Here is a 20892-nt window from a genome sequence, read left to right on the forward strand (position 1 = left end):
ACGATTATGAAAAAATATCTTTTAGATACGAATATTTGTATTTATTATCTCAAAAAGCAATTTGATTTAGACAAAAAAATAATAGAAGTTGGTTTTAAAAACTGTTATGTTTCTGAAATTACTTTAGCTGAACTATTATTTGGTGTTGAGAATGGAGAAGAGCAACACAAGGAAAGAAACCAAAATAAATACAATGAATTTGAAGAACTCTTTGAAAAAAGAATAATTCCGATTAGAGAGGCTTTTGAGCATTATGCTATTCAAAGAGCAAAGCTAAGAAAAACAGGAAAACAAATAGGCGATTTTGATACGCTAATCGCATCAACTGCACTTGTACATGAAATGATTTTAGTTACTCGCAACGTAAAGCACTTTGAAAGAATTGAAGGGTTAGAAATTGAAAACTGGATTGATGTAGATTAAAGGCTTGCCTTTAACACAATATATTTTGCATAAAAAATGAAAAAAATAACAGCCTTTGCACCAGCCACAATAGCCAATTTTAATGTTGGTTTTGATATTTTGGGACTTTCTTTGGGAAATATGGGCGATGAAATTACGCTCACTCCAAACGGAACAACAGAAAATAAAATCCTTCAAATCATAAATGGCGATAATCTGCCAAAAGAAGCCGATAAAAACTGTTCTTCTGTCGTCATCAGAAAGATGCAAGAAGCACAAAATAGCTTTATTGGTGTCGATATTATTCTCAAAAAAGGCTTTTCTTCGGGAAGTGGTTTGGGTTCTAGTAGTGCCAGTAGTGCAGCAGCAGCTTTTGGTTATAATCAGCTTATCGGAAAACCATATTCCAATAAAGAACTCGTTGTTTTTGCTGCCGAAGGCGAACGTGTAGCCTGTGGAAGCGCACATGTAGATAACGTTGCACCTTCGCTTTTGGGTGGAATTATTCTTTCAAAAGGAAACAGACAAAGCGATATTTTACAGCTTCCTGTTTTGGAAAATCTATATGCTGTTACGCTTTATCCACACGTAAAACTCAATACGTCTGATTCTCGTAAGATTTTAAAATCTACACTTTCAGTAGCTACTTTTAGCCAGCAGGTCGGACTTATGGGTGCTTTTGTGGTTAGTTTGTATGAAAAAGATTATGATTTGTTTTCTGATTCGTTACAAGATTTGGTCATTGAACCTATGCGTAGCCTTTTGATTCCAAAATTCAAAGAAATGAAATACGCAGCTTTAGAAAATAAGGCGTTAGCTTTCGGGATTTCGGGTTCAGGTCCTTCTGTTTTTGCAATGGCAAAGGGAAAAGAAAGTGCAGAAGTTATCAAAAATGCCTTAGAAAAAGTCTATCAAAATGTAGATATTTCGATTCAGACATATATAAACCCTGTTTGTGAAGGAAATGGTGCTAGGATAATTTTGTAAAACAGACTTCCTAGTCTGTTATATTCTATTATAAATTTTTCACACAGACTGGGAAGTCTGTGATACTTTTATTATTAAAACAAACAAAAATAATTTTTCATAAGCATAAAAATAGTTACATCGGTAACTAAAGAGAAACGATTTTGAGCATAAAAAGTAACCATAAGAAGTGATTTAACGTATTTTAAAGAGTATATCATAAAGAAAGATAGCCATAAAAAATTACTAAAACTCTACTGCTTATGTTTCATGACCACCTTTTAAATAAAAGGCAACACGCCGATTTCTTATCCGAAAACAGAATCGACCCTATCACAGGCGATAAAATCCAAGTAGGCGACCGAATAGTTATTTGTGCTGCCTGTAAATCTGCTTTTTTGGAAGAAAGCTGGAATTATTTACGCCAACAACACTGCGACCAATACGGAACACTCAATAAAATTCCTAAAAGAGAAAAAATTTATTTTAATGAAGAGCCACTTATTTTATTACCTTTTGATGTAAGGGAAAGTGATTCTTTTTCGGATGATTTTACCTACAAGATTTTACAAAACTCTACCAGTGCTTTTATGGCTTTGTTGCCCTTGATTTTGATTATTTTTGCGTGGATTGTTGTTCCCTCTTTTGGTAGTGAGGGTTTTCAGATGCTATTCAATATTTTTATTATGCCTCTTGGTGTGGTTGTTTTTTATACCGTTACTACCACACTTTCTTCGCAACCAACAACTATTTTGGGAAATATAATGATGCGAAAAAATCAGTATTTTATTCAGAATGTTCGTCAGAATTATAAAAAAGGAAATTATTTTGGTATTCATCTCAAAAACAAAAATATTGTTTCTAAGACAGAATTAGGAGAAAAAACAATTCCATTTTCAAGTATTCAGAAGTTTGTCTATAGTTATTATCCTGATAGAATGATGAAAAAACATGGTTATTTGGTTTTACAACTTCGTGTTACGACACAGAAAGAAACCATAAATTATGAATCTATTTTTAGAGAAAATGAAGCAGAAAAATTGAACGTTTTTTTGAATAGATTGCCTCAAAACCTAAAAATTTTTAGTAGAAAATCATTATAGCCAAAAATGCATCACTCTCACCAACTAGAAAAACAAACTCACAATGATTTTTTATTACAACAAAGAGTCGATCCAATTACAGGCGAACTTATCAAAGCAGGACATAAAATAGTTATTTGTTCGGCTTGTAAGTCTGCTTTTTTTGAAGAAAGTTGGGAGTATTTGGGTGGAAAACATTGTAATCAAGAAAAGACGCTTATTCAAATTCCTATCAATCAAACCCTTTGGTTGAAAGCAAAACCATTGCAGTTTTTACCCTTTGATTTTGTGGGGTTTGATAAGGGATTTCATTATCAAGATGTTGTCTTTGGTTTTATAGGTTTGATTACAATTGGGTTTTTTGGAATTTCAATAATGCTTTGCTTAATGGCTTTAGGAAAAGAAGAATTTAAGATATTTTTTATCTTATTTCCAATATTTGCATTTGCGTTTTTTTTATTTTTGAGTAGTGAAAAAAACATTAAAAAACTACCTCCCTCAATCTACAAACATATTCTTAATATTCATAAGGAACACAAATTAGCCATAGACATTAAAAAACAAATACTTATTTTTAGAAACGATTTTAAAGAATTGGAACTTCCATTAGATACAATTTCAAAATTTCAATACTCTTTCAAATATGTAGATGGAGATACTTCAAGATATAAAGATATGTGTAATTTGAACCTAACTTTAGGATTCAGTAAAAATGGAATCTATAAAGAAAGAAAAATAAATGCACAGCTTAGAAAGTTGTATTTTTATAAATGGGAAGAGTTTTTGCAAAAACTCCCTGATAGAATAAATATTTATACGCAATGAAATTAAACCAAACTGTTTGTCGAATAAAAATACACATTCACCTAAAAAAACAGCATTCTTATCGAAAAAAACTTTAAATTCGATGCAATTTTGAAATACATTCAGCGTTAGATAAAAAAAGAAAGCCATTAAAAGTAGCATCTTTATTGACAAAGACTAAGTGAAATTAGTAAAATAGTTAATTCAAATAGCTAACTTTAACCTTTCAAAATAAGAATTATTTTATCATCTCTATAAATTTAGAATCACTTTTATAACTATGAAGAAACAAAACACAAATTTATTAAACTTTCTTACGAAGGGAATTATCGGAATGGCAGCACTTATTTGTGGTGTTACTTTTTCGGCAAATGCTCAAGAGTTCGGAATGGAGTATGCTCAAGATGGATACAACCACAACTCAATCCGTCCTTTGCACGAATCGCATATTATGTATAAAAAGACACTTTGGTTCAGAATGTCTTTAAAAGAAAAGCAAAACTTGCCTTTCTTTGCGATGGAAAATCAAATTACAAAAGTAATTATTGACGCTGTAAAATTAGGAATTATTCGTCCTTACAAAAATGATTCTTTGCGTACTCGTATGTCTCAAGAAGAATTTTTAGAAAATCTTACTATTCCTTCAGAAGAAGTTCAACTTACAGAAGAAGAAATTGCGATGGGCTTTACACAAGACGACCTTGGTGGTTTTGGTGGTGGAGGAGATGATTGGGGTTCTGGTGGTGACTGGGGTGGCGACGGTGGAGGCTCTGCTGAAGCTGAAACAGTAGCTAACGAGTTCTATCCTAAACAACTTCACTTATTAGAAATTAAAGAAGATTTATTGTTTGATAATAAGCACTCTCGTATGAAGCATGATATTCAAGCAATTACAATCATTATTCCTGCTGAAATGAATCCTTCAACAGGTTTAGAGAAAAAATTAGCTGCATTTTCGTACAAAGAATTGGTTCAAAACCTTTTCCGTGATAACTCACAAGCAATTTGGTACAATGAGCGTAACAATCGTCATCACAGAAATTTGGAAGAAGCATTTGATTTGCGTTTATTCAATGCTCGTGTTATCAAATATGACAATGCTAGAGATAACATGATTGTTGATATTTATGAAGACCAACGTTCTGCACTTATCGCAGCTCAACAATACGAACATCAATTAGTAGAATATGAAAGTAACCTTTGGGAAAACTAAAAGTTGATTTCTATTCTATCATAAAAGCCTTTCTTACACAATTGTAGGAAAGGTTTTTTTTATGTAATAAATTTCAATATTTTTTTGATTATTAAATAATTTTAACTTATATTTACAAACGAGGATGACAATATTTTATTTATTTATCACAAACAAATAAAATATTTTTTATGTATTATTTAACCAAATTTATTTATCAAAAATATTTAAAAAATGAACACTAATTTTAATTTAACATCTTTATTTGTTGCTTTAGTATTTGTAGTAGGTTTTACTTCTTGTGGAAGTAAAGAAGCAAAAGTACCAGAAGCAGGTGAAAAACTAATGGCATCAGCTTGGAAATATGATGTAAATGCAAATCTCAAAAAAGGTTCAGAAAATACTGAAGATGCAACAGGTGTAAGCTCAGATATTCAGTTGAAAGGAGATGTTGGTGCAATGGCAGACTTTATTGCTGAAACACTTACTTTTGGAAGAGACAAATCAGATAAAATGAAATTATCTTATCAAAAGAAAGTAGGTGAAGGACTTTTATCTTCTTCAGTTTTAGGGTATTGGACAATGTCAGAAGACGGCAAAACACTTACCATGAGGGAGTGGGACAAAAATGCAGGAAAAGAAAAAGACCCTGTAAATTATACTATTGTTGAACTTACAGATGACAAACTTGTTTTGATGAAAGAAGGTGAAGACACTAAGAAAATCTATAAGAAAAAATAAGAAAAAAAATCATTAAAAAAACATTAAATAATAGATACTTAAAAAATGGTTTTACTTTTGATAAAGTAAAATCATTTTTTATCTAAACATTTCTAACGTTTTATTGCTTTTTATAATAAACATTATCACGGTTAATTTAGTAATGTTCATTTTTCCATAGCGACAGGTTTGCAAACCTGTCGCTATGGAAAAATAAGAGTGTTTTGCTTTTCTCTAACTAATTGATTATTAGACCTGTAAATAACCGTGATAACGTTTAATGTCTTTGATTTTATAGCATTTTTGCAAATAAATTTTGTATTAGGATATTATTTGAAAAATTACTGACTTTGCTTATAAAAAATATCAAAGAAGATATTTATTTTTTAACCTAACTTTTTAAACTAAATTTTTTCAAAATGAACACCAATTATTATTCATTACTTATCGCATTTTTATTTTTTGTAACTGGTTTTGTAGCTTGTAAAGGCAAGGAGAACAAAGATTCAGCAGATACTTCAAAGACATTTACAACTGAACAACTTATGGATGTTCGTTGGAAAGCAACTTCTGGTGTAGAAGGAGGCGAAGAATTAAATTTTGCTAAGGATGCTCAAAAAAATGAGTTATCTTATCAAAGAATTTACGGCGAAGGAACAGCAGCCAAAACAGTAACAGGATACTGGAAATTAGAAGATGGAAACAAACTTATTTTAGAAGATTGGGACGAATCTACTCAAGCTGTAAAAACTGCTGAAACTTATACCATCGAATCTATTACAGATACACAACTGGTTTTATCAGGTAATGGAGGAACAAGAACTTATACTAAATAATTTCTCTATAATTGTCATTTCATTTCAAGACTTTTATCTAAAAACTACGTTTCTTTGTAAGCGTAGTTTTTTTATGTGCTTACAGCTTCTCCTTTAAACCTTTTAATTAATCTAACTAAATAATGATTCCATTTCCAAGTTCAAGCGAATACGCTTCTTTTTATGCTAATTATATACGGCTTATTGGTGAGTATATCGCCAAAAATGAAGTCGAAAATATTGTAGAAATCCTCTCAGTACAGGGAGAAGAAACCAAAAAGACTTTTTCTAAATTCTCAGAACAAGAATCTCTTTTTAGATATGAAAAAGAAAAATGGAGTATCAAAGAACTTTTAGGACACATGATAGATACTGAACAAATTATGTCGTATCGTGCTTTATCTTTTTATCGTGGAGAAAAACAATCTTTAGCAGGTTTTAATGAAAATGAATATGTGAGAGAAGCCCATTTTGATACAATTCCTTTTTCAGATTTGTTGGAACGCTATGAAATTGTACGTAAATCCTCAGTTGCTCTTTTCAAAAGTTTTGATGCTGCACAGACAGCAAGGATAGGAGAAGCAAATCATAATGAAATGTCTGTTCGTGCGCTTGTGTATATGATTGCAGGACATGAAATTCATCATCTACAGATTTTAGAAGAACGTTATAAAGCTTAAAACTAAGCTATATCAAATATTTAGTAAACATAAAACTAGAGTAGTATTTTAACAAAAAGACTCTTTTTTCTGTTTTACTATTTCATTCTGTTACTCATTATTCATTTTCGTTATTTAATTAATTTTTTTTTATGAAAAAAACTATCCATTTTTCGTTTGCATTTTTTGTGCTTCTATCCTTTATTTTTTCAAGTTGTGATTCTAAGAAAAAAACAGCTACCAATGAGTATTTAGTAGAAGGAAGTATTAATAATTTATCTCAAGATATGAAATTGGTTGTTTCTGATATTAGTACAAAAGATATTGTTCCTCTATATGAAGTGGGGGTCAAGAAAAATGATAAATTCAAACTAAAAGGGGAAATTACTGAACCAACACCTTTTTACCTCACTTTAATTAGAGAATCTGATAGTACATTTTCGCCTTCCGATAATTTAGTAGTGTTTTTTGAGCCTTCACACATGGAAATTCAAGCTGATGCAGGCAAACTGTCAGAAGCAAAAGTTACAGGTTCTCGTTCACACTCTCATTTTGAGATGTATAGAAAAGGAACAATTGGATATGAAAAAAGCATGAAAGAATTAACCGCAAAGGCAATGAGTAGCTCACAAACTGGCGATACAGCAACGTATCAGGCTGCCATGTCAGAATATGAAACACAATATGAAGAATGGAAAAATTATAACAAAAAATTTATTGCAGAAGATTCTATCGAATATGCTGTACGTTCATTTCTAGCTGTTAATTATATGTTGGAGGAAGATTATGCAACAGAATTAGAAACATTGATACAGGGAAAAAATTCTACTTGGACAAATCAAATTAAATCATTTGTTAATCAAGTCAAAAAAATATCAATAGGACAAAATGCTCCCAATATTGCTACACTTCAAAATGTAAAAAGTGAATCAATTTCTTTGGATAGCTTAGAAAACAAACCTACTATTCTTTATTTTTGGGCTTCTTTCGAACCAAAAGCTGCTTCACAAGTACAACAATTTGGACTTTTGAATGCTTCTAAGATGAAAGAAGAATATCAGTTTATTGGTATTTCTTTAGATTCAGATATTGATGCTTGGAAACAAACTATCAAAGAGTTACCTCAAAATCATATACAACTTATCGATATTTCTGCTGACCAAAATGCAGCTGTTACCTATCATTTGACAAGTTTACCTTTATTTGTTGTGTTGGATGAAAATAAGAAAATGATTTATAAAGCAAATTCGATAGAAAAATTGAATTCTTTTCTAATGAAATAAATCCAAAATATAAGTACACTTCAAAATAGTAGAAATTTGTCTGATACATTTTTATAGTGTCAGACATTTTTTATTAAAAAAATGAAGTTATATCTATCTTCATATCATAAAAACTACTTACTAATAAGTTACAAGAAATAGTATTTAAAAATGAAAAACGAATTTGATTATTTAATTATTGGACAAGGCTTGGCTGGTTCTATTTTAGCATATACTCTTCTTGAAAAAGGAAAAAAGGTAATGGTTTTGGATGAGCCTAAACTACAAAATTGTTCGAAAATAGCAGCAGGAATTTGTAATCCCATTACAGGAAGAAATCTTGTCAGGACGTGGAAGAGCAAAGAGTTATTTACTTTTCTGAATGATTTTTATCCAAAATTAGAAAAACAATTCAACCAAAAATTCTTTTTCCAAACACCTATTTATCGTCCTTTTCAAACTTTAGAACAACAACAAGATTGGTCAGCACAAGAAGATAAAGCGACTGAAGAAGTAATTTATCCTAAAAATCGTTTTCTTGAAAAAGATGTAAATGACCCTTTAGGTGGACTTTTAATAAAAAATGGAGGACATCTCAGAACAGATGTTTTTTTGGAAGTCATTAAAAAATATTTGATAGCAAAAAATGCCTATCAAGAAAGGTTATTTGATTTTGATGAATTAATATTAAATAAGGATAGTGAAAATGAAAAAGTAGCTTATCAAGATATTAAAGCTAATCATATTATTTTTTGTAGAGGGGCAGCTGATAAAACAAATCCATTTTTTAAAAAACTACCTATTCTACCAGCAAAAGGCGAAATTTTGCACATTAATTTTGATAAAGATGAAAAAACAATTAAAAAATTGAACAAAATTATTCTTAATAAAGGCTGTTGGCTTGTTCCTTATCATAATTATTTGAACGGCAAAGCAATAGAGACTTTTACAACAACTTTTCGTACAGGTTCTACTTATAATCACGATGATTGGACATTAGAATCTACTCAAGAAGCTAAAGATGAGATTGAAACCAAACTTCAAGCTGTTTTGAATCTGTCCTATAAAATTACAAAACAAGAAGCAGGCATTCGCCCATCCACACGCACACGCTATCCACTCATGGGAACACATAAAGATTACCCTCAAATGAGTATTTTTAATGGTTTTGGTGCAAAAGGAGTTTCCATGATTCCTTATTTTGCTAGTGAGTTTGCTGAATATTTATTTACTGGAAAAGAATTGGATAAAATACTTAGAATTAATAAATGGTTGTTGAAATAGAAATTTAGAAGTGTTAAATTAGGAACGAATCTTGAATATTTTATCACAAAATATAAATACCCCAACTAAATACATTGTTTCAAAAGTTGTAATTCTTGTTGTGTGTTCACCTCCTCAGAGTTGAACGAAACGCTTTTTCAGAAGCGTGATGCTGGCGAATAAATCACGCTTCTGAGGAAGCAAAACATTCGTTTTTGGGAAAACGAATGCACAGAAATACTTGAATATTATATGATAAAACTTTTGAAACGCTATACTAAATTATGTTGTTCCTTGTCTATGGTGACAAAAACAACCAAATAAAATCTATGAAACAAAATAGTTTATTTTTAACCTTATTTTTACTCCTTTTCTCAATTGCTTCATTTGCTCAAAACACAGAAACAGCAGAAGTAATAGAAAAAGTAGAGTTTAGAAACATTAGTAAAGACAGAGCAGGTTTTCCAGAAGGACAAATTAACTCTATCGCCATTGATGGTAATGATACAAAATGGATAGCTACCGAAAATGGTTTGGTTGCTTTTTATGCTGATTCTACTGTCCGAACATTTAATAGAGCAGATAAATATGACTCTTTGATAGACAAAGTGAGTTCTATTCGTTTTGATAAAAAAGGAACGATTTGGCTTGGTACTTTTTCGAATGATATTGTAAGTGTTGTCAATTTAGATGCGTATGGAGAGTACATTTGGCATACTGAAATACCGACTTTTAGTAATAAGAGTTTTTATATTAATGCAATTGATGTAGATTCGAAGGGAGGAAAATGGATTGCTACTGCACAAGGTGGACTTTGGCATATTGCAGCAAATAATAAAAAGACAATTTATAATAGAGAAATTGAGCCAAATATTCCTAGTGATGCAATTAATGCTGTAACAGTAGATAATAATGATGTTGTTTGGGTAGGAACAAGTGCAGGAATGTTCAATATTCAAAATGGAAAATTTAAGGATGCTTTTGATGTAACTAATGATGGCTATGGCTATGACAATGTTCTACATATTGATTTAAAACCTGATGGGAATTTGTGTGTAACAGCTCTTAATCGTAAAGGAAAGCAGTTTTTGGTATGTAATCAAGAAATGTTTCAAATGTCCAAGAGGGTTACAAAGTCTAAGTTTTTTAGATTTAATGATGTTTTGGTTACACCAAATGAAAATGTTTGGATAGCAGGTGTCAAAGGAGTTATTAAATTTGCTAAAGAAGAAGACCCTATTTTTTATGATCAAGACTCTGGTTTGGTTGTAAGTGCTGTAACAGCATTAGCTTATGATATTAATGGTGATATTTGGCTAGGAACTCCACAGGAAGGATTATTTAAAATGCAATTCAAAAAAATAGAAATTCCGAAAGAAGCTGAAATTGAACCTATAAAAGAAGAAGTAAAAGAAGTAATTGCTCTAGTAGAAGTAAAAAAAGAACCTGAAATAAAAGTAGAAAAGGAAATAGTAAAACCAACTATCGAACTTCCTAAAATAGAAGTTCCAAAAATTATTTTTAATCAAAAAGAGATTAAGAAAGGAGAAGCTATTAGCTTAGAAAATATCGAATTTAATATTAAAAGTTATTCTCTTAATAATGCAGAAGGTGTACAGGCTTTAGTTGATTTTATGAAGGAAAATCCAAAAGTAAGAATAGAAATTGCAGGACATACTGATAAAGATCCTCACCCTGCACATCCAAGTTATGCCAGAATAGCGAAACAGCAATTAGACTTATCTCGCCAGCGTGTAGAAACTGTATATAGATATTTAACAGATAGAGGAATTGACCCTTCACGAATAGAAAAGAGAGCTTATGGAGGAATAAAACCTCTTGTCAATTCTAATTCTGGAGTAAATAGAAGAGTAGAAATGAAAATTCTAGATGTAGAATAATTTTGTTATAAATTTTTTAATAAAAAATTCTTCATAATTATATCGTTTACTGATTAATTATGAAGAGTTTTTTATTATTTTCTTTCTGTTTTCCTAAATTGACTGATTTAGTTTAAAGGAAAAGTAAGACCTAAGTTTACAGATAATACTCCATTACGACCTGTAACATTATCGTTATCAAAAACGTTTGAAAGACCTAAGTTATAACGAACATCTGGAACTAACCACATTTTTTCTCCTACTTTTAGGTGAAGACCTGCACCGAAAGCTGCACCAAAGTCTGTACCTTTATAACCATCTTTTACATCATTGTAATCTCCGTCTTCAACTTTGTTATTTGCACCAAGTAAAAATCCTAAATAAGGACCAGCAAATAATTCTGGACGAATATTCATCTCACTACTTCCCATATAATAATTGAAAAGAAGTGTTGTTCTTAAATAATCTAATTTTGTGGTATATTCCCCTGTAGGTACTCCCAAAAGGCTTCCATCATATTTTGCACCCATAGAAGCATAATCGGCTTCTAAAGATAAACCAACAGATTCGGCTACGCTATAATTTAATACCAAACCTAAATTAAAAGCTGTTCTGCTATCAAAATCTTTTACATCTTCACCTCTAAAGTTGGCTATATTTACGCCCCCTTTTATTCCTAAAGAAGTAGTAGTTTGTGCATAAGAAGAAAAACTGGTTGAGAAGCTAATAGTTGCCACAAGAAGAAGGGCAAAGAAAAATTTTGAAAATGATTTAGTGATTGTTTTCATAAAAAAAATAAGGTTAAAAAAATTGAATAAATAAAAAAATGATTCAGGTATAAGAACGGCTATATTATATTTTTGTTTCAGTTTTTAGAAATTAAGTATTTTATAAACACAAAAAAACACCTCATTTTGATTTTAAATGAGGTGTTTGTGCTTGATTATCAGCGTTTAATAAATTATTTAATAATCAAGGTTTTTGTTCCTACAGTTATTCCATTATTAAATCTCAAAATATATTGTCCTGCTGGAAGAGCTTCCACTTTTAGTGTAGTTTGTTCTTTAGTAAGAGTCGTTTGAAGAACTTGTTGCCCTAAAATATTCAATAGTGTAAATTCAATAGGTTGATTACTATTTAAAGCACTAACGTCAATATTTACTTCATTAGATGTAGGATTTGGGAATACACGAATAGCTCTTGTAAGCTCATTTTCATACTCAATTCCTACTGGCTGCACCTCTTGTACTGCAATAGAAGGTGTATATAGTTCGTTTGCTTTTGTGATAGCTTCTTGGATAGTAGATTCATTATTTCCTGCTGCTAATACTAAAGCAATAACAATTCTTTCTCCTGCTGGAATTGTATAAGGACCTGCTGAAATAGTTGCACTTATATCTGTCCCCGTTGTAACTCCAATGCTTTTATTAGAAGAACCTAATAAAGCTCTTCGTTTTTCTTGGTCTGTAAATCCATCAAAGACTCCATAAGGTGTTCCTGTATATGCAGGGTCATTAGAGATTAATGAATAAGTAGCACCAGTAGCAAATAGATCTAATACTCCTACTCCTACAAGAGGAATATTTGGATTTTTTGCAGAAATAATGGCAGCATTTAGGTTGTCTTTCCAAACAGCTTGATTGTCACCTGATTCATCTCCACCTCCAATATCCCAGTCTCCATATAGACCAGCATAGAAATTACGAATATCTTGACTTGTGGTGTTTTGAAAAACATATTCTACTATTATGAAATTTTCTGCTCCTGCTGTATTCCAAACTTGTACACTTTGAGTTGTATTTATAGAAAGTTTTGAGCTTCCTGCACCATTATCATTAAATGTGGTTTGCCAAACTGATTTTTCAGGTTCATTTTCATCTGTTGGTAAAGCTACAATTGGTGTAATAACTCTAAAATCTTCATCATAAACATCATCAACAGAACGTACTGCATTTGATAATTTATTTCCAGAGCTAAACATCAGACCTAATTCGTAGAGCATATCAATTCCTTGATATACAAAACCATTTCCAATTTGAGTTGGAGCATCTTTTGTTTTGTCATGCCATCCAATTGTGCCTTTACTATCTACTGATGTAGTAATATTATTTTCCTCAACAGTAACAAATGCAGGATTGACTACAAAAGACACAAATTCTTGTGTTTCATATCCATCTTGAGTATAAGTAATGCGAAGAGTAACAACACCAGAATTTTCTAAAGTAGGACTAATCTGTACTTTGATTTGATCTTGTGTAATTACAGATTGATTTGTATTCATTACACCCTCATAAATAATATCACCTTCTATTATAGATAAAGTATTGTCGATAGTTTCAATTCTGATTTTAAAATCAGATTCACTAGGAGCTAAATAACTAAAAAATTCAGCATTAAAAACAGCGATATCTCCAGCATAAGGTATTTTTCCATCACTAGCTCTTACTAAATCAAAGTTTTTCATACGTACAGCCACAGGAAATTCTGTTAATGCACGCTGCATATTCAAACGACCCTGTCCTACTTTTCCTTGATATTTTGGAGGAAAACGGCTATCAAGAGGATCAGAGGTAATACGTAAAAGTTCTCCTATCTGAACAGGAGTAAGTTCGGGACGATGCGACCAAGTAAGTGCTGCTGCCCCTGCTACAATAGGAGCTGCGAAAGAAGTTCCAGATGTACTTTGATATTGTCCATTGTTTGCCTCATTATGAACAGTTGTATAAATATTACTACCAGGTGCAAGAATATCTACACTATAATCATAATTACTGAAATTTGATATATCGTCTATTGCAGTAGTAGAACCTACTGACAGAACTCCATTATAACTAGCTGGAAATTGAGCTAAATTTTGTCCATCATTACCTGCAGCTACTATTATTAGACATCCATAATCCTCAATTACACTTTTTATAATGTCTGATGCAATCTGACTATAAGTATTTCCACCCCACGAACAGTTAATAATCTTTACACCTGTTTCTGCCATATAAACAATTCCTTTGTATCCTTCGTATATTGTTAATCCATCTACTTCATCATCAGGAGTATGTTTTGTCGCTACAATTTTTACATTAAAACCAGTACCTGCAACACCTAAGTTATTATCAGTAGAAGCTGCTGCACAACCTGCTACCGAAATTCCATGGTCTATACCTGCTGTAAAAAGTTGAGGATTATTATCTTGCACAAAGTTAAAGTTAGCTGGAGCAGTTGAACCAGTAAAATCCCACCCATAATGATTGTCAATATATCCGTCATTATCATTATCTATTCCATCAATAGGATCATTCTGATTGTAATATACTTTGTCTTTTAAATCTGGATGATTAAAATCAAATCCTGAATCCACAATACCCACTAAAACGGTAGAATCTCCTTTTGTAATATCCCATGCTTCAAAAGCTTTAATTCGAAACAGATAGTTTTGCTGAGCAATATTAGCATCATTAGGTGTATAATACATCTTGTTAACAGGAATAGGCTCTGCTGTTTGAATCATTCCTGTTGCCATTAGCTTATCAATCATTTCAAAAATATTAACTTCTTCTTTTAAGTTGACTTGATAAATCAAGGAAATATCTACTCCAGAAATGTTTTTATTAGCTTTAGTTTTGGTAAGTTGTTTTCTATGTTCTGTTTGTGGGAAAAGCTGGTTTACATTAGCACTTGCTCTTTGATTAATAAGCCTAGAAAGTGCATTACTGCTCTGAAATGCTGTTCTGTATTCAGGTTTTAATGTAAACCAAACACGGTTTGCTTCAATATCATTTTCTGTAATTCCTTTTGGAAGTTTATAGTTAGATTTAGTAGAGAACTGGGCATAAGCTGTTTGGATAAATACATTCGAAGAGAACATAAATAAACCAAGTAAGCAAAATCCCAAATAATTATGTATTATACTACGCATTGTGTATTAATTTGAAGTGATATATATTATAAATAGATTGTGTTATTTTTGGCTCTTAATAGACTTTGAACTGATACCAATAAAAAGTTGATTAATATTTTTACAGAGTAAAATGTGGCAGGTACAAGACTTATTTATTATCAGTACAATATTGAAATATTAGATAAGGAGGCTTATTTTTAATAGTTTTGAAATCAACATTTTAAGTTGTTTCGTCTAATATATTGAAATAATTTTACAAAGATATTAACTTTAGAACTTCAATAATAATAATATTTGAATTTTTTTAAGATAAAATTAAATTATCACTGTTTTTTTTGAGAATTAACTTTTTGTTTTTGAAGAAAGCTAAAAATGATTTTTTAGAAACTAATTTATTTTTCAGACCTTTGAATACTTTTGCTGTTTCGTTTGATACATAAATTACCAATGGATAAAAATAAACCTCGTATTTCTTCGTTTTCATTTGCTTCTTTTTGGACTCCTTCTCGCACGCTCAAAGTAGCTCTTTTTGCCACAGGGCTTTCAGGAATTGTAGCCGAATATATTTTATCTACTTTGGCTACTTATTTTTTGGGTGATTCTGTCAAACAGTTTACACTTATTGTTTCGGTAATGCTTTTTTCGATGGGCTTAGGAAGCAGATTAAGCCAATTTTTTAAGAAGAATCTTATCGAACTCTTTATTGCTTGTGAGCTAATATTATCTTTGTTGGTTTCCTTTTGTTCGTTGCTTACCTACGGAATTGCTTCTGTGAGTGAATGGATAGGGTTTGTAATTTATACTTTAAGTATTTTGATAGGTCTTTTGATTGGTTTTGAAATTCCTTTAGTTACTCGTATCAATGAAAATTATGAAGAATTGCGTTTTAATATTTCCTCAGTGATGGAGAAGGATTATTATGGTTCTTTGTTAGGAGGAGTATTTTTTGCCTTTATTGGATTGCCTTTTATTGGTCTGACTTATACGCCTTTTATTTTAGGAATCATTAATTTTTTGGTAGGTGTTTTAGTTCTTTTTACTTTAAAGCCTCTTTTTTCAGGAGGCTGGCAGGCAAATTTAAAAGTAATAAGTTTGGTTGTTTTGGGTGTTATCATTTTTGGATTAGTGGGTGCAAAACCTGTCGTTATGTATGGCGAGCAAAAACGCTATAAGGATAAAATTGTATATGACGAACAAAGCCGTTATCAAAAAATAGTAATGACTCAGTACAAAAATGATTATTGGTTATACTTAAATTCTCATCTTCAATTTAGTACATTTGATGAATGGTTATATCACGAACCACTTGTACATCCAGTTATGCAACTTGCTACACAATCTGGAACAGATCAGAAACAAGAAGGAAAATTAGATGTATTGATTTTGGGTGGAGGAGATGGCTGTGCTGCAAGAGAAGTTTTGAAATATGACAATGTCAATAGTATTACCTTGGTAGATTTAGACCCTTCCATGACAAAATTAGGAAAAGAAAATCCTGTTCTTAAAAAAGTAAACAAAAACTCTCTAAATAACGAGCGTGTAAAAGTCTATAACAATGATGCCTTTAATTTTTTAGCTGATAGTATGGTTTTTTATGATGTCATGATTGTAGATTTTCCAGACCCAAAGACAATTGAAGTAAATCGTCTTTATACATTAGAGTTCTATCAACTTTGCTATCAACATCTGCGACTACAAGGAACAATTATCACACAAGCAGGAAGTCCTTATTATGCAGCAAAGGCTTTTGATTGTATCGACAAAACAATGCAAGCAGCAGGATTTAAAACTCTTCCCATGCATAATCAAGTGCTGACAATGGGAGAATGGGGTTGGATTGTTGGAGCTAAAACTATGAGCAGTAATGAGCTAAAAAAGGAAATGCAAAACCTTCAAATCAAAAATATAGATACAAAATGGCTCAATCATGATGCTATGCTACAAATTACTTCTTTTGGTAAACAATGGAAAATAGGGGAAAAAGAAATGAATGAGTTAGAAATAAATACGATTCATAATCCTGTTTTGTATCGTTATTATCACGAGGGAAATTGGTATGTATATTAAAAAAATAAAATCACAGCAATAATTCATTAAAAAGCATTACGAATGAACTAATTTTGTAAATGTTGTTTTGACCTATTGTAATTCTTTTCTCTCCTTGTCGTTTGTGGTACTTGAATGTAGCCATAACAAAACTACCTTGCTTTCTATGAAAAATTATCTTTTCTACTTCAAAAAACATATTCGTCTGTCTTCACCAATCGTTTTAGGACAAATCACAACGGTTTTGATTGCACTCTCAGATACGATTATGGTAGGAAACTATGATACTGTTGCACTTGCTTCCTCAGCTTTTGCAAATAGTGCCATTTTTACTTTTGCGACCTTTGGAATTGGTCTCACTTATGGTCTGAAGCCTCCTGTTGCTAATGCGTATGCAGCTAAAAACTTTCCTCTTTGTGCCAAATATTTGCAAAATGGAATGGTGCTTTATGCACTTGTAAGCACACTCATGTGGTTGGGTTTTGAAATGGCAGTTCCATTTTTGGATTATCTTGATCAACCTCCTTCAGTAGTAGTTTTGGCAATTCCATATTATCGTTTGGTAGCACTTTCTATTATTCCTTGGTTTTTGTTTTTGGCTCTACAACAATTTTCAGAAGCTCTTACGAAGACAAAAGTACCCATGACTGTCAATATTCTTTCCTGTATAGTCAATATCATACTCAATTATCTTCTTATTTTTGGAAAATTTGGCTTTCCAGAACTTGGGCTTGTTGGAGCAGGAGTAGCAACACTTGTTTCTCGTGTTTTACTTTTATTAGTAATGCTAATTATATTTTTTGCTTTGCCTTTTTTTAGACAATTTATTGATTTTACATTTTCGATTTCAGTCTTTTCAAAAGAAATTTTCAAGAAATTATTAAATATTGGAGTTCCTATTGGTCTGCAAATGGTTTTTGAAAGTGGCGCATTTGGTGTAGCTGCAATTATGGCAGGCTGGATTAGTAAAGAAGCTCTAGCAGCGCATCAAATTGCGCTTAATATTGCATTTACAACATTTATGGTGGCTGTCGGAATTTCTCAGGGAACAACTGTTGCTATAGCAAATTTAGTAGGAAAAAATAATCTAAGTGAAATCAAAATCACAGGAAGAAGTGCTGTTTATTTGATTGTCATTTTTATGGCAGCCATGGCAGGACTAATATTTTTATTTAATGGACAAATTCCACTTTGGTACATCAATGAAGCTGAACCCAATGCTGCACAGATTGTAGAAATAACGATGCAACTTCTTATCATTGTAGCTGTTTTTCAGATGACAGACGGAATACAAGTAGTTTCAGCAGGAAACCTTAGAGGATTAGAAGATATTAAAGTTCCGACAGCCATTAGTCTTTTTGCTTATTGGGTAGTCGGAATTGGTGGTGGATATATTTTAGCTTTTCCTCTTGAAATGGGTGTTACTGGCATTTGGTGGGGATTATGTCTAGGACTTATTACTTCTTCTATCTTGCTTACTTGGCGTTTTGAGAGGAAAAAGTTTTAGATGATTTTTATCTAAAAAATACTACAAAGCGTAATTTTTCATTATTGAAAAATTACGCTTTTTTTCTGAAAAAAAAATAGAAATTTATCTCAGTTTTTAAACTTAAATTTACTCATAAATAGCTATCTTGAGTTCTACCATTTTTACTTTACAAAACGAATATGGAGCATATTTTCGAAGCTACATTGCCTCTGACAAATCCTGTTTTGAAGTTTTTGATTCTTCTTTTGGTAATGCTTTTTGTTCCTATTTTATTTAGTAGAATTAAAATTCCTCCTTTACTTGGGCTTATCATCGCAGGTGCATTTTTAGGTCAAAATGGAACACATCTTTTAGAAAGAGATAGCAGCATTATTCTTTCTGGAACGGCAGGACTTCTTTATATTATGTTTTTGGCAGGATTAGAAATTGACCTTAAAGAATTCAAAAAAAATAGTCAGAAAAGCATTATTTTTGGTCTTTTTACCTTTCTTATTCCTATGATTTTAGGGTTTTTGTCTTCTTTTTATATTCTTCATTTCTCTGTTCTTACATCTGTTTTGCTTGCTAGTATGTTTGCTTCTCACACACTTATCGCTTATCCAATGGTCAGTAAGTTGGGAGTAAGTAAAAATAGAGCTGTTACGATTACCATTGGTGGAACACTCATTACTGATACGCTTGCTTTACTGGTTTTGGCTGTTATTGTAGGGATGACGAAAGGAAATGTAAATACTACTTTTTGGATAAAATTAGTAATCTCTTTGGTTATTTTTGGAATAATTGTCCTCTATATTTTTCCACTAATTGCTCGTTCATTTTTCAAACGCTTTCACGATAATGTTTCTCAGTATATTTTTGTTTTGTTCATTGTTTTTCTAGGAGCTTTTTTGTCAGAGTTAGCTGGAATTGAACCAATTATAGGAGCTTTTCTTTCAGGCATTTCATTAAACAGACTTATTCCTTCCACTTCTCCCTTGATGAACCGAATTGAATTTGTAGGAAATGCCATTTTTATTCCTTTTTTCCTAATTGGTGTCGGAATGCTCATTGATTACAGAGTTTTTTTTAAAGATTTTGAAACAATAAAAGTGGGAATCATTATGATAATTGTAGCTACTTTATCCAAATATCTAGCTGCCTATTTGACTCAAAAAACTTACAAATTTACATTGGATGAACGAAGAGTAATTTTTGGATTGAGTAATGCACAAGCTGCAGCCACTTTAGCAGCCGTTTTGGTAGGTTATAATATTGAAATAGGCAAAACAGTAACAGGTGAAACCATTCGTTTACTCAATGAAAATGTACTGAATGGAACAATTTTGATGATTTTGGTAACTTGTACAATTGCTTCTTTTATTGCACAGAAAGGAGCTAAAAATATAGCCTTAGCTGAAAAAGAACAGACGCATAAAAAGGAAAAAACACCTAATCAAATCTTGAAAAAAGTAGCGTTACAGCAAGAAAGAATTTTGATTCCTGTTAGCAATATCGATACAACTGATGAACTTATTAATTTGAGTGTTTCGATTAAATCAACTCAAAATAAAAAAAATCTCTATGCTTTAAGTATAATCACAGATTCGAATTTAATACATGCTGATGATACAGATAATGCAAATAAAACAGCCAATAAAGTTCTTCAAAAAGCAAGTGTTGCAGCCTCAGCAACAGATACTTTTTTGCATGAAATTTTGAGATATGATATAAATGTTGTCAATGGAATTTCTAGTGTCATCAAAGAAAATAGAATAACAGATTTGATTTTGGGGTTGCACCATAAAGGAGGAGTTTCAGATTCTTTTTTGGGAAATTTGACAGAAGGAATTCTCAAAACTTCTAACACGACAACTTTTATTTATAAACCTTTTCAACCATTTTCTACACTCAAACGTCACATAATCATTATTCCAAAAAATGCAGAAAAAGAAATTGGTTTTGCTTTTTGGATTACCAAACTATGGAATTTAGCCAAAAACACACATTCAAAACTCGTTTTTTATGCGCCTTTATCAGTTCTTAGCTTTATAGAAAGACTTCATAAAGATAGTTCTACCTTTAATATAGAAAATATAGAAAGTAATTTTATAGAATTTTCTGACTGGGATAATTTTAAAGAATTAAAGAAAAAACTACACAAAAATGATAATCTTATCTTAGTGTTGAGTCGAAAAAATAAACTTTCCTATCAACCCCAAATGGATACTATTACTTCTCTTCTCAATAAAGAATTCAAAAATTATAACTTTATTTTGATTTATCCTATGCAAGGAGAAATTATTCATACTGACAATTCAGCAATGAAGAATACCTCTGTTTTAGGCACTTTTATCGAACCTGCTCAAACACTACAGACAATTCAAGCCTTAAATAAAATAGGAAAAAAGAGTGCAAAATGGTTTAAGAAAAAATAAAGA

At 31.3% G+C, this 20892-nt stretch carries 16 protein-coding genes; 14 read left to right on the forward strand and 2 right to left on the reverse strand.

Annotated elements, in window-relative coordinates; all coding sequences use genetic code 11:
• Positions 1-6: 6 nt before the first annotated feature.
• The 11 genes from V9L04_RS14560 to V9L04_RS14610 all read left to right on the forward strand — a co-directional run bounded on the left by V9L04_RS14560 (position 7) and on the right by V9L04_RS14610 (position 11066).
• The gene (locus tag V9L04_RS14560) at positions 7-423 is read left to right on the forward strand and encodes a type II toxin-antitoxin system VapC family toxin (protein WP_338790572.1); all 417 of its coding nucleotides are present in this window, start codon (positions 7-9) and stop codon (positions 421-423) included.
• Between the two features lie 36 nt (positions 424-459).
• Positions 460-1389 carry a homoserine kinase gene (locus tag V9L04_RS14565; protein ID WP_338790573.1) on the forward strand — a complete coding sequence of 310 codons (930 nt, stop codon included), beginning with the start codon at positions 460-462 and terminating at the stop codon, positions 1387-1389.
• Positions 1390-1631: 242 nt separating this feature from the next.
• The gene (locus V9L04_RS14570; RefSeq protein WP_338790574.1) at positions 1632-2471 is read left to right on the forward strand and encodes a hypothetical protein; all 840 of its coding nucleotides are present in this window, start codon (positions 1632-1634) and stop codon (positions 2469-2471) included.
• Positions 2472-2477: 6 nt separating this feature from the next.
• Positions 2478-3275 carry a hypothetical protein gene (locus V9L04_RS14575; protein WP_338790575.1) on the forward strand — a complete coding sequence of 266 codons (798 nt, stop codon included), beginning with the start codon at positions 2478-2480 and terminating at the stop codon, positions 3273-3275.
• Positions 3276-3534: 259 nt separating this feature from the next.
• Positions 3535-4467 carry a gliding motility protein GldN gene (gene gldN / locus V9L04_RS14580; protein WP_338790576.1) on the forward strand — a complete coding sequence of 311 codons (933 nt, stop codon included), beginning with the start codon at positions 3535-3537 and terminating at the stop codon, positions 4465-4467.
• 213 nt (positions 4468-4680) lie between these two features.
• Positions 4681-5187, forward strand: a complete 507-nt coding sequence (locus V9L04_RS14585) for a hypothetical protein (RefSeq protein ID WP_338790577.1) — start codon at positions 4681-4683, stop codon at positions 5185-5187.
• Positions 5188-5585: 398 nt separating this feature from the next.
• A complete protein-coding gene (locus tag V9L04_RS14590; RefSeq protein ID WP_338790578.1) occupies positions 5586-6002 on the forward strand; it encodes a hypothetical protein in 417 nt (138 codons plus the stop codon).
• Between the two features lie 122 nt (positions 6003-6124).
• Complete coding sequence (locus V9L04_RS14595) at positions 6125-6661, forward strand: DinB family protein (RefSeq protein WP_338790579.1); 537 nt, start codon at positions 6125-6127, stop codon at positions 6659-6661.
• Positions 6662-6792: 131 nt separating this feature from the next.
• Positions 6793-7923, forward strand: coding sequence for a TlpA disulfide reductase family protein (locus tag V9L04_RS14600; protein ID WP_338790580.1), 1131 nt, complete (start codon positions 6793-6795; stop codon positions 7921-7923).
• A gap of 150 nt (positions 7924-8073) precedes the next feature.
• Positions 8074-9186 carry an FAD-dependent oxidoreductase gene (locus V9L04_RS14605; RefSeq protein ID WP_338790581.1) on the forward strand — a complete coding sequence of 371 codons (1113 nt, stop codon included), beginning with the start codon at positions 8074-8076 and terminating at the stop codon, positions 9184-9186.
• 308 nt (positions 9187-9494) lie between these two features.
• The gene (locus V9L04_RS14610; protein WP_338790582.1) at positions 9495-11066 is read left to right on the forward strand and encodes an OmpA family protein; all 1572 of its coding nucleotides are present in this window, start codon (positions 9495-9497) and stop codon (positions 11064-11066) included.
• A gap of 107 nt (positions 11067-11173) precedes the next feature.
• Here V9L04_RS14610 and V9L04_RS14615 read toward each other — a convergent pair whose 3' ends face one another.
• Positions 11174-11833 carry a porin family protein gene (locus tag V9L04_RS14615; RefSeq protein ID WP_338790583.1) on the reverse strand — a complete coding sequence of 220 codons (660 nt, stop codon included), beginning with the start codon at positions 11831-11833 and terminating at the stop codon, positions 11174-11176.
• Between the two features lie 173 nt (positions 11834-12006).
• Complete coding sequence (locus tag V9L04_RS14620) at positions 12007-14958, reverse strand: S8/S53 family peptidase (protein WP_338790584.1); 2952 nt, start codon at positions 14956-14958, stop codon at positions 12007-12009.
• Between the two features lie 429 nt (positions 14959-15387).
• Here V9L04_RS14620 and V9L04_RS14625 point away from each other — a divergent pair, with 429 nt between their 5' ends.
• From V9L04_RS14625 to V9L04_RS14635, 3 genes are all read left to right on the forward strand, one after another.
• A complete protein-coding gene (locus tag V9L04_RS14625; RefSeq protein ID WP_338790585.1) occupies positions 15388-17007 on the forward strand; it encodes a polyamine aminopropyltransferase in 1620 nt (539 codons plus the stop codon).
• A 145-nt stretch (positions 17008-17152) separates the two neighbouring features.
• Positions 17153-18493: an MATE family efflux transporter gene (locus V9L04_RS14630; protein ID WP_338790586.1), complete on the forward strand. Its 1341-nt coding sequence runs from the start codon at positions 17153-17155 to the stop codon at positions 18491-18493.
• 161 nt (positions 18494-18654) lie between these two features.
• Complete coding sequence (locus V9L04_RS14635) at positions 18655-20889, forward strand: cation:proton antiporter (RefSeq protein ID WP_338790587.1); 2235 nt, start codon at positions 18655-18657, stop codon at positions 20887-20889.
• The last annotated feature ends 3 nt before the right edge of the window (positions 20890-20892 follow it).

Source organism: Bernardetia sp. MNP-M8, assembly GCF_037126285.1.
Taxonomy (GTDB): domain Bacteria; phylum Bacteroidota; class Bacteroidia; order Cytophagales; family Bernardetiaceae; genus Bernardetia.

What these genes read in the sequence shown, in the direction of transcription:
- V9L04_RS14560 (WP_338790572.1), top strand. Translation starts at nt 7, where the DNA reads ATGAAAAAATATCTTTTAGATACGAATATTTGTATTTATTATCTCAAA.
- V9L04_RS14565 (WP_338790573.1), top strand. Translation starts at nt 460, where the DNA reads ATGAAAAAAATAACAGCCTTTGCACCAGCCACAATAGCCAATTTTAAT.
- V9L04_RS14570 (WP_338790574.1), top strand. Translation starts at nt 1,632, where the DNA reads ATGTTTCATGACCACCTTTTAAATAAAAGGCAACACGCCGATTTCTTA.
- V9L04_RS14575 (WP_338790575.1), top strand. Translation starts at nt 2,478, where the DNA reads ATGCATCACTCTCACCAACTAGAAAAACAAACTCACAATGATTTTTTA.
- gldN (WP_338790576.1), top strand. Translation starts at nt 3,535, where the DNA reads ATGAAGAAACAAAACACAAATTTATTAAACTTTCTTACGAAGGGAATT.
- V9L04_RS14585 (WP_338790577.1), top strand. Translation starts at nt 4,681, where the DNA reads ATGAACACTAATTTTAATTTAACATCTTTATTTGTTGCTTTAGTATTT.
- V9L04_RS14590 (WP_338790578.1), top strand. Translation starts at nt 5,586, where the DNA reads ATGAACACCAATTATTATTCATTACTTATCGCATTTTTATTTTTTGTA.
- V9L04_RS14595 (WP_338790579.1), top strand. Translation starts at nt 6,125, where the DNA reads ATGATTCCATTTCCAAGTTCAAGCGAATACGCTTCTTTTTATGCTAAT.
- V9L04_RS14600 (WP_338790580.1), top strand. Translation starts at nt 6,793, where the DNA reads ATGAAAAAAACTATCCATTTTTCGTTTGCATTTTTTGTGCTTCTATCC.
- V9L04_RS14605 (WP_338790581.1), top strand. Translation starts at nt 8,074, where the DNA reads ATGAAAAACGAATTTGATTATTTAATTATTGGACAAGGCTTGGCTGGT.
- V9L04_RS14610 (WP_338790582.1), top strand. Translation starts at nt 9,495, where the DNA reads ATGAAACAAAATAGTTTATTTTTAACCTTATTTTTACTCCTTTTCTCA.
- V9L04_RS14615 (WP_338790583.1), bottom strand. Translation starts at nt 11,833, where the DNA reads ATGAAAACAATCACTAAATCATTTTCAAAATTTTTCTTTGCCCTTCTT.
- V9L04_RS14620 (WP_338790584.1), bottom strand. Translation starts at nt 14,958, where the DNA reads ATGCGTAGTATAATACATAATTATTTGGGATTTTGCTTACTTGGTTTA.
- V9L04_RS14625 (WP_338790585.1), top strand. Translation starts at nt 15,388, where the DNA reads ATGGATAAAAATAAACCTCGTATTTCTTCGTTTTCATTTGCTTCTTTT.
- V9L04_RS14630 (WP_338790586.1), top strand. Translation starts at nt 17,153, where the DNA reads ATGAAAAATTATCTTTTCTACTTCAAAAAACATATTCGTCTGTCTTCA.
- V9L04_RS14635 (WP_338790587.1), top strand. Translation starts at nt 18,655, where the DNA reads ATGGAGCATATTTTCGAAGCTACATTGCCTCTGACAAATCCTGTTTTG.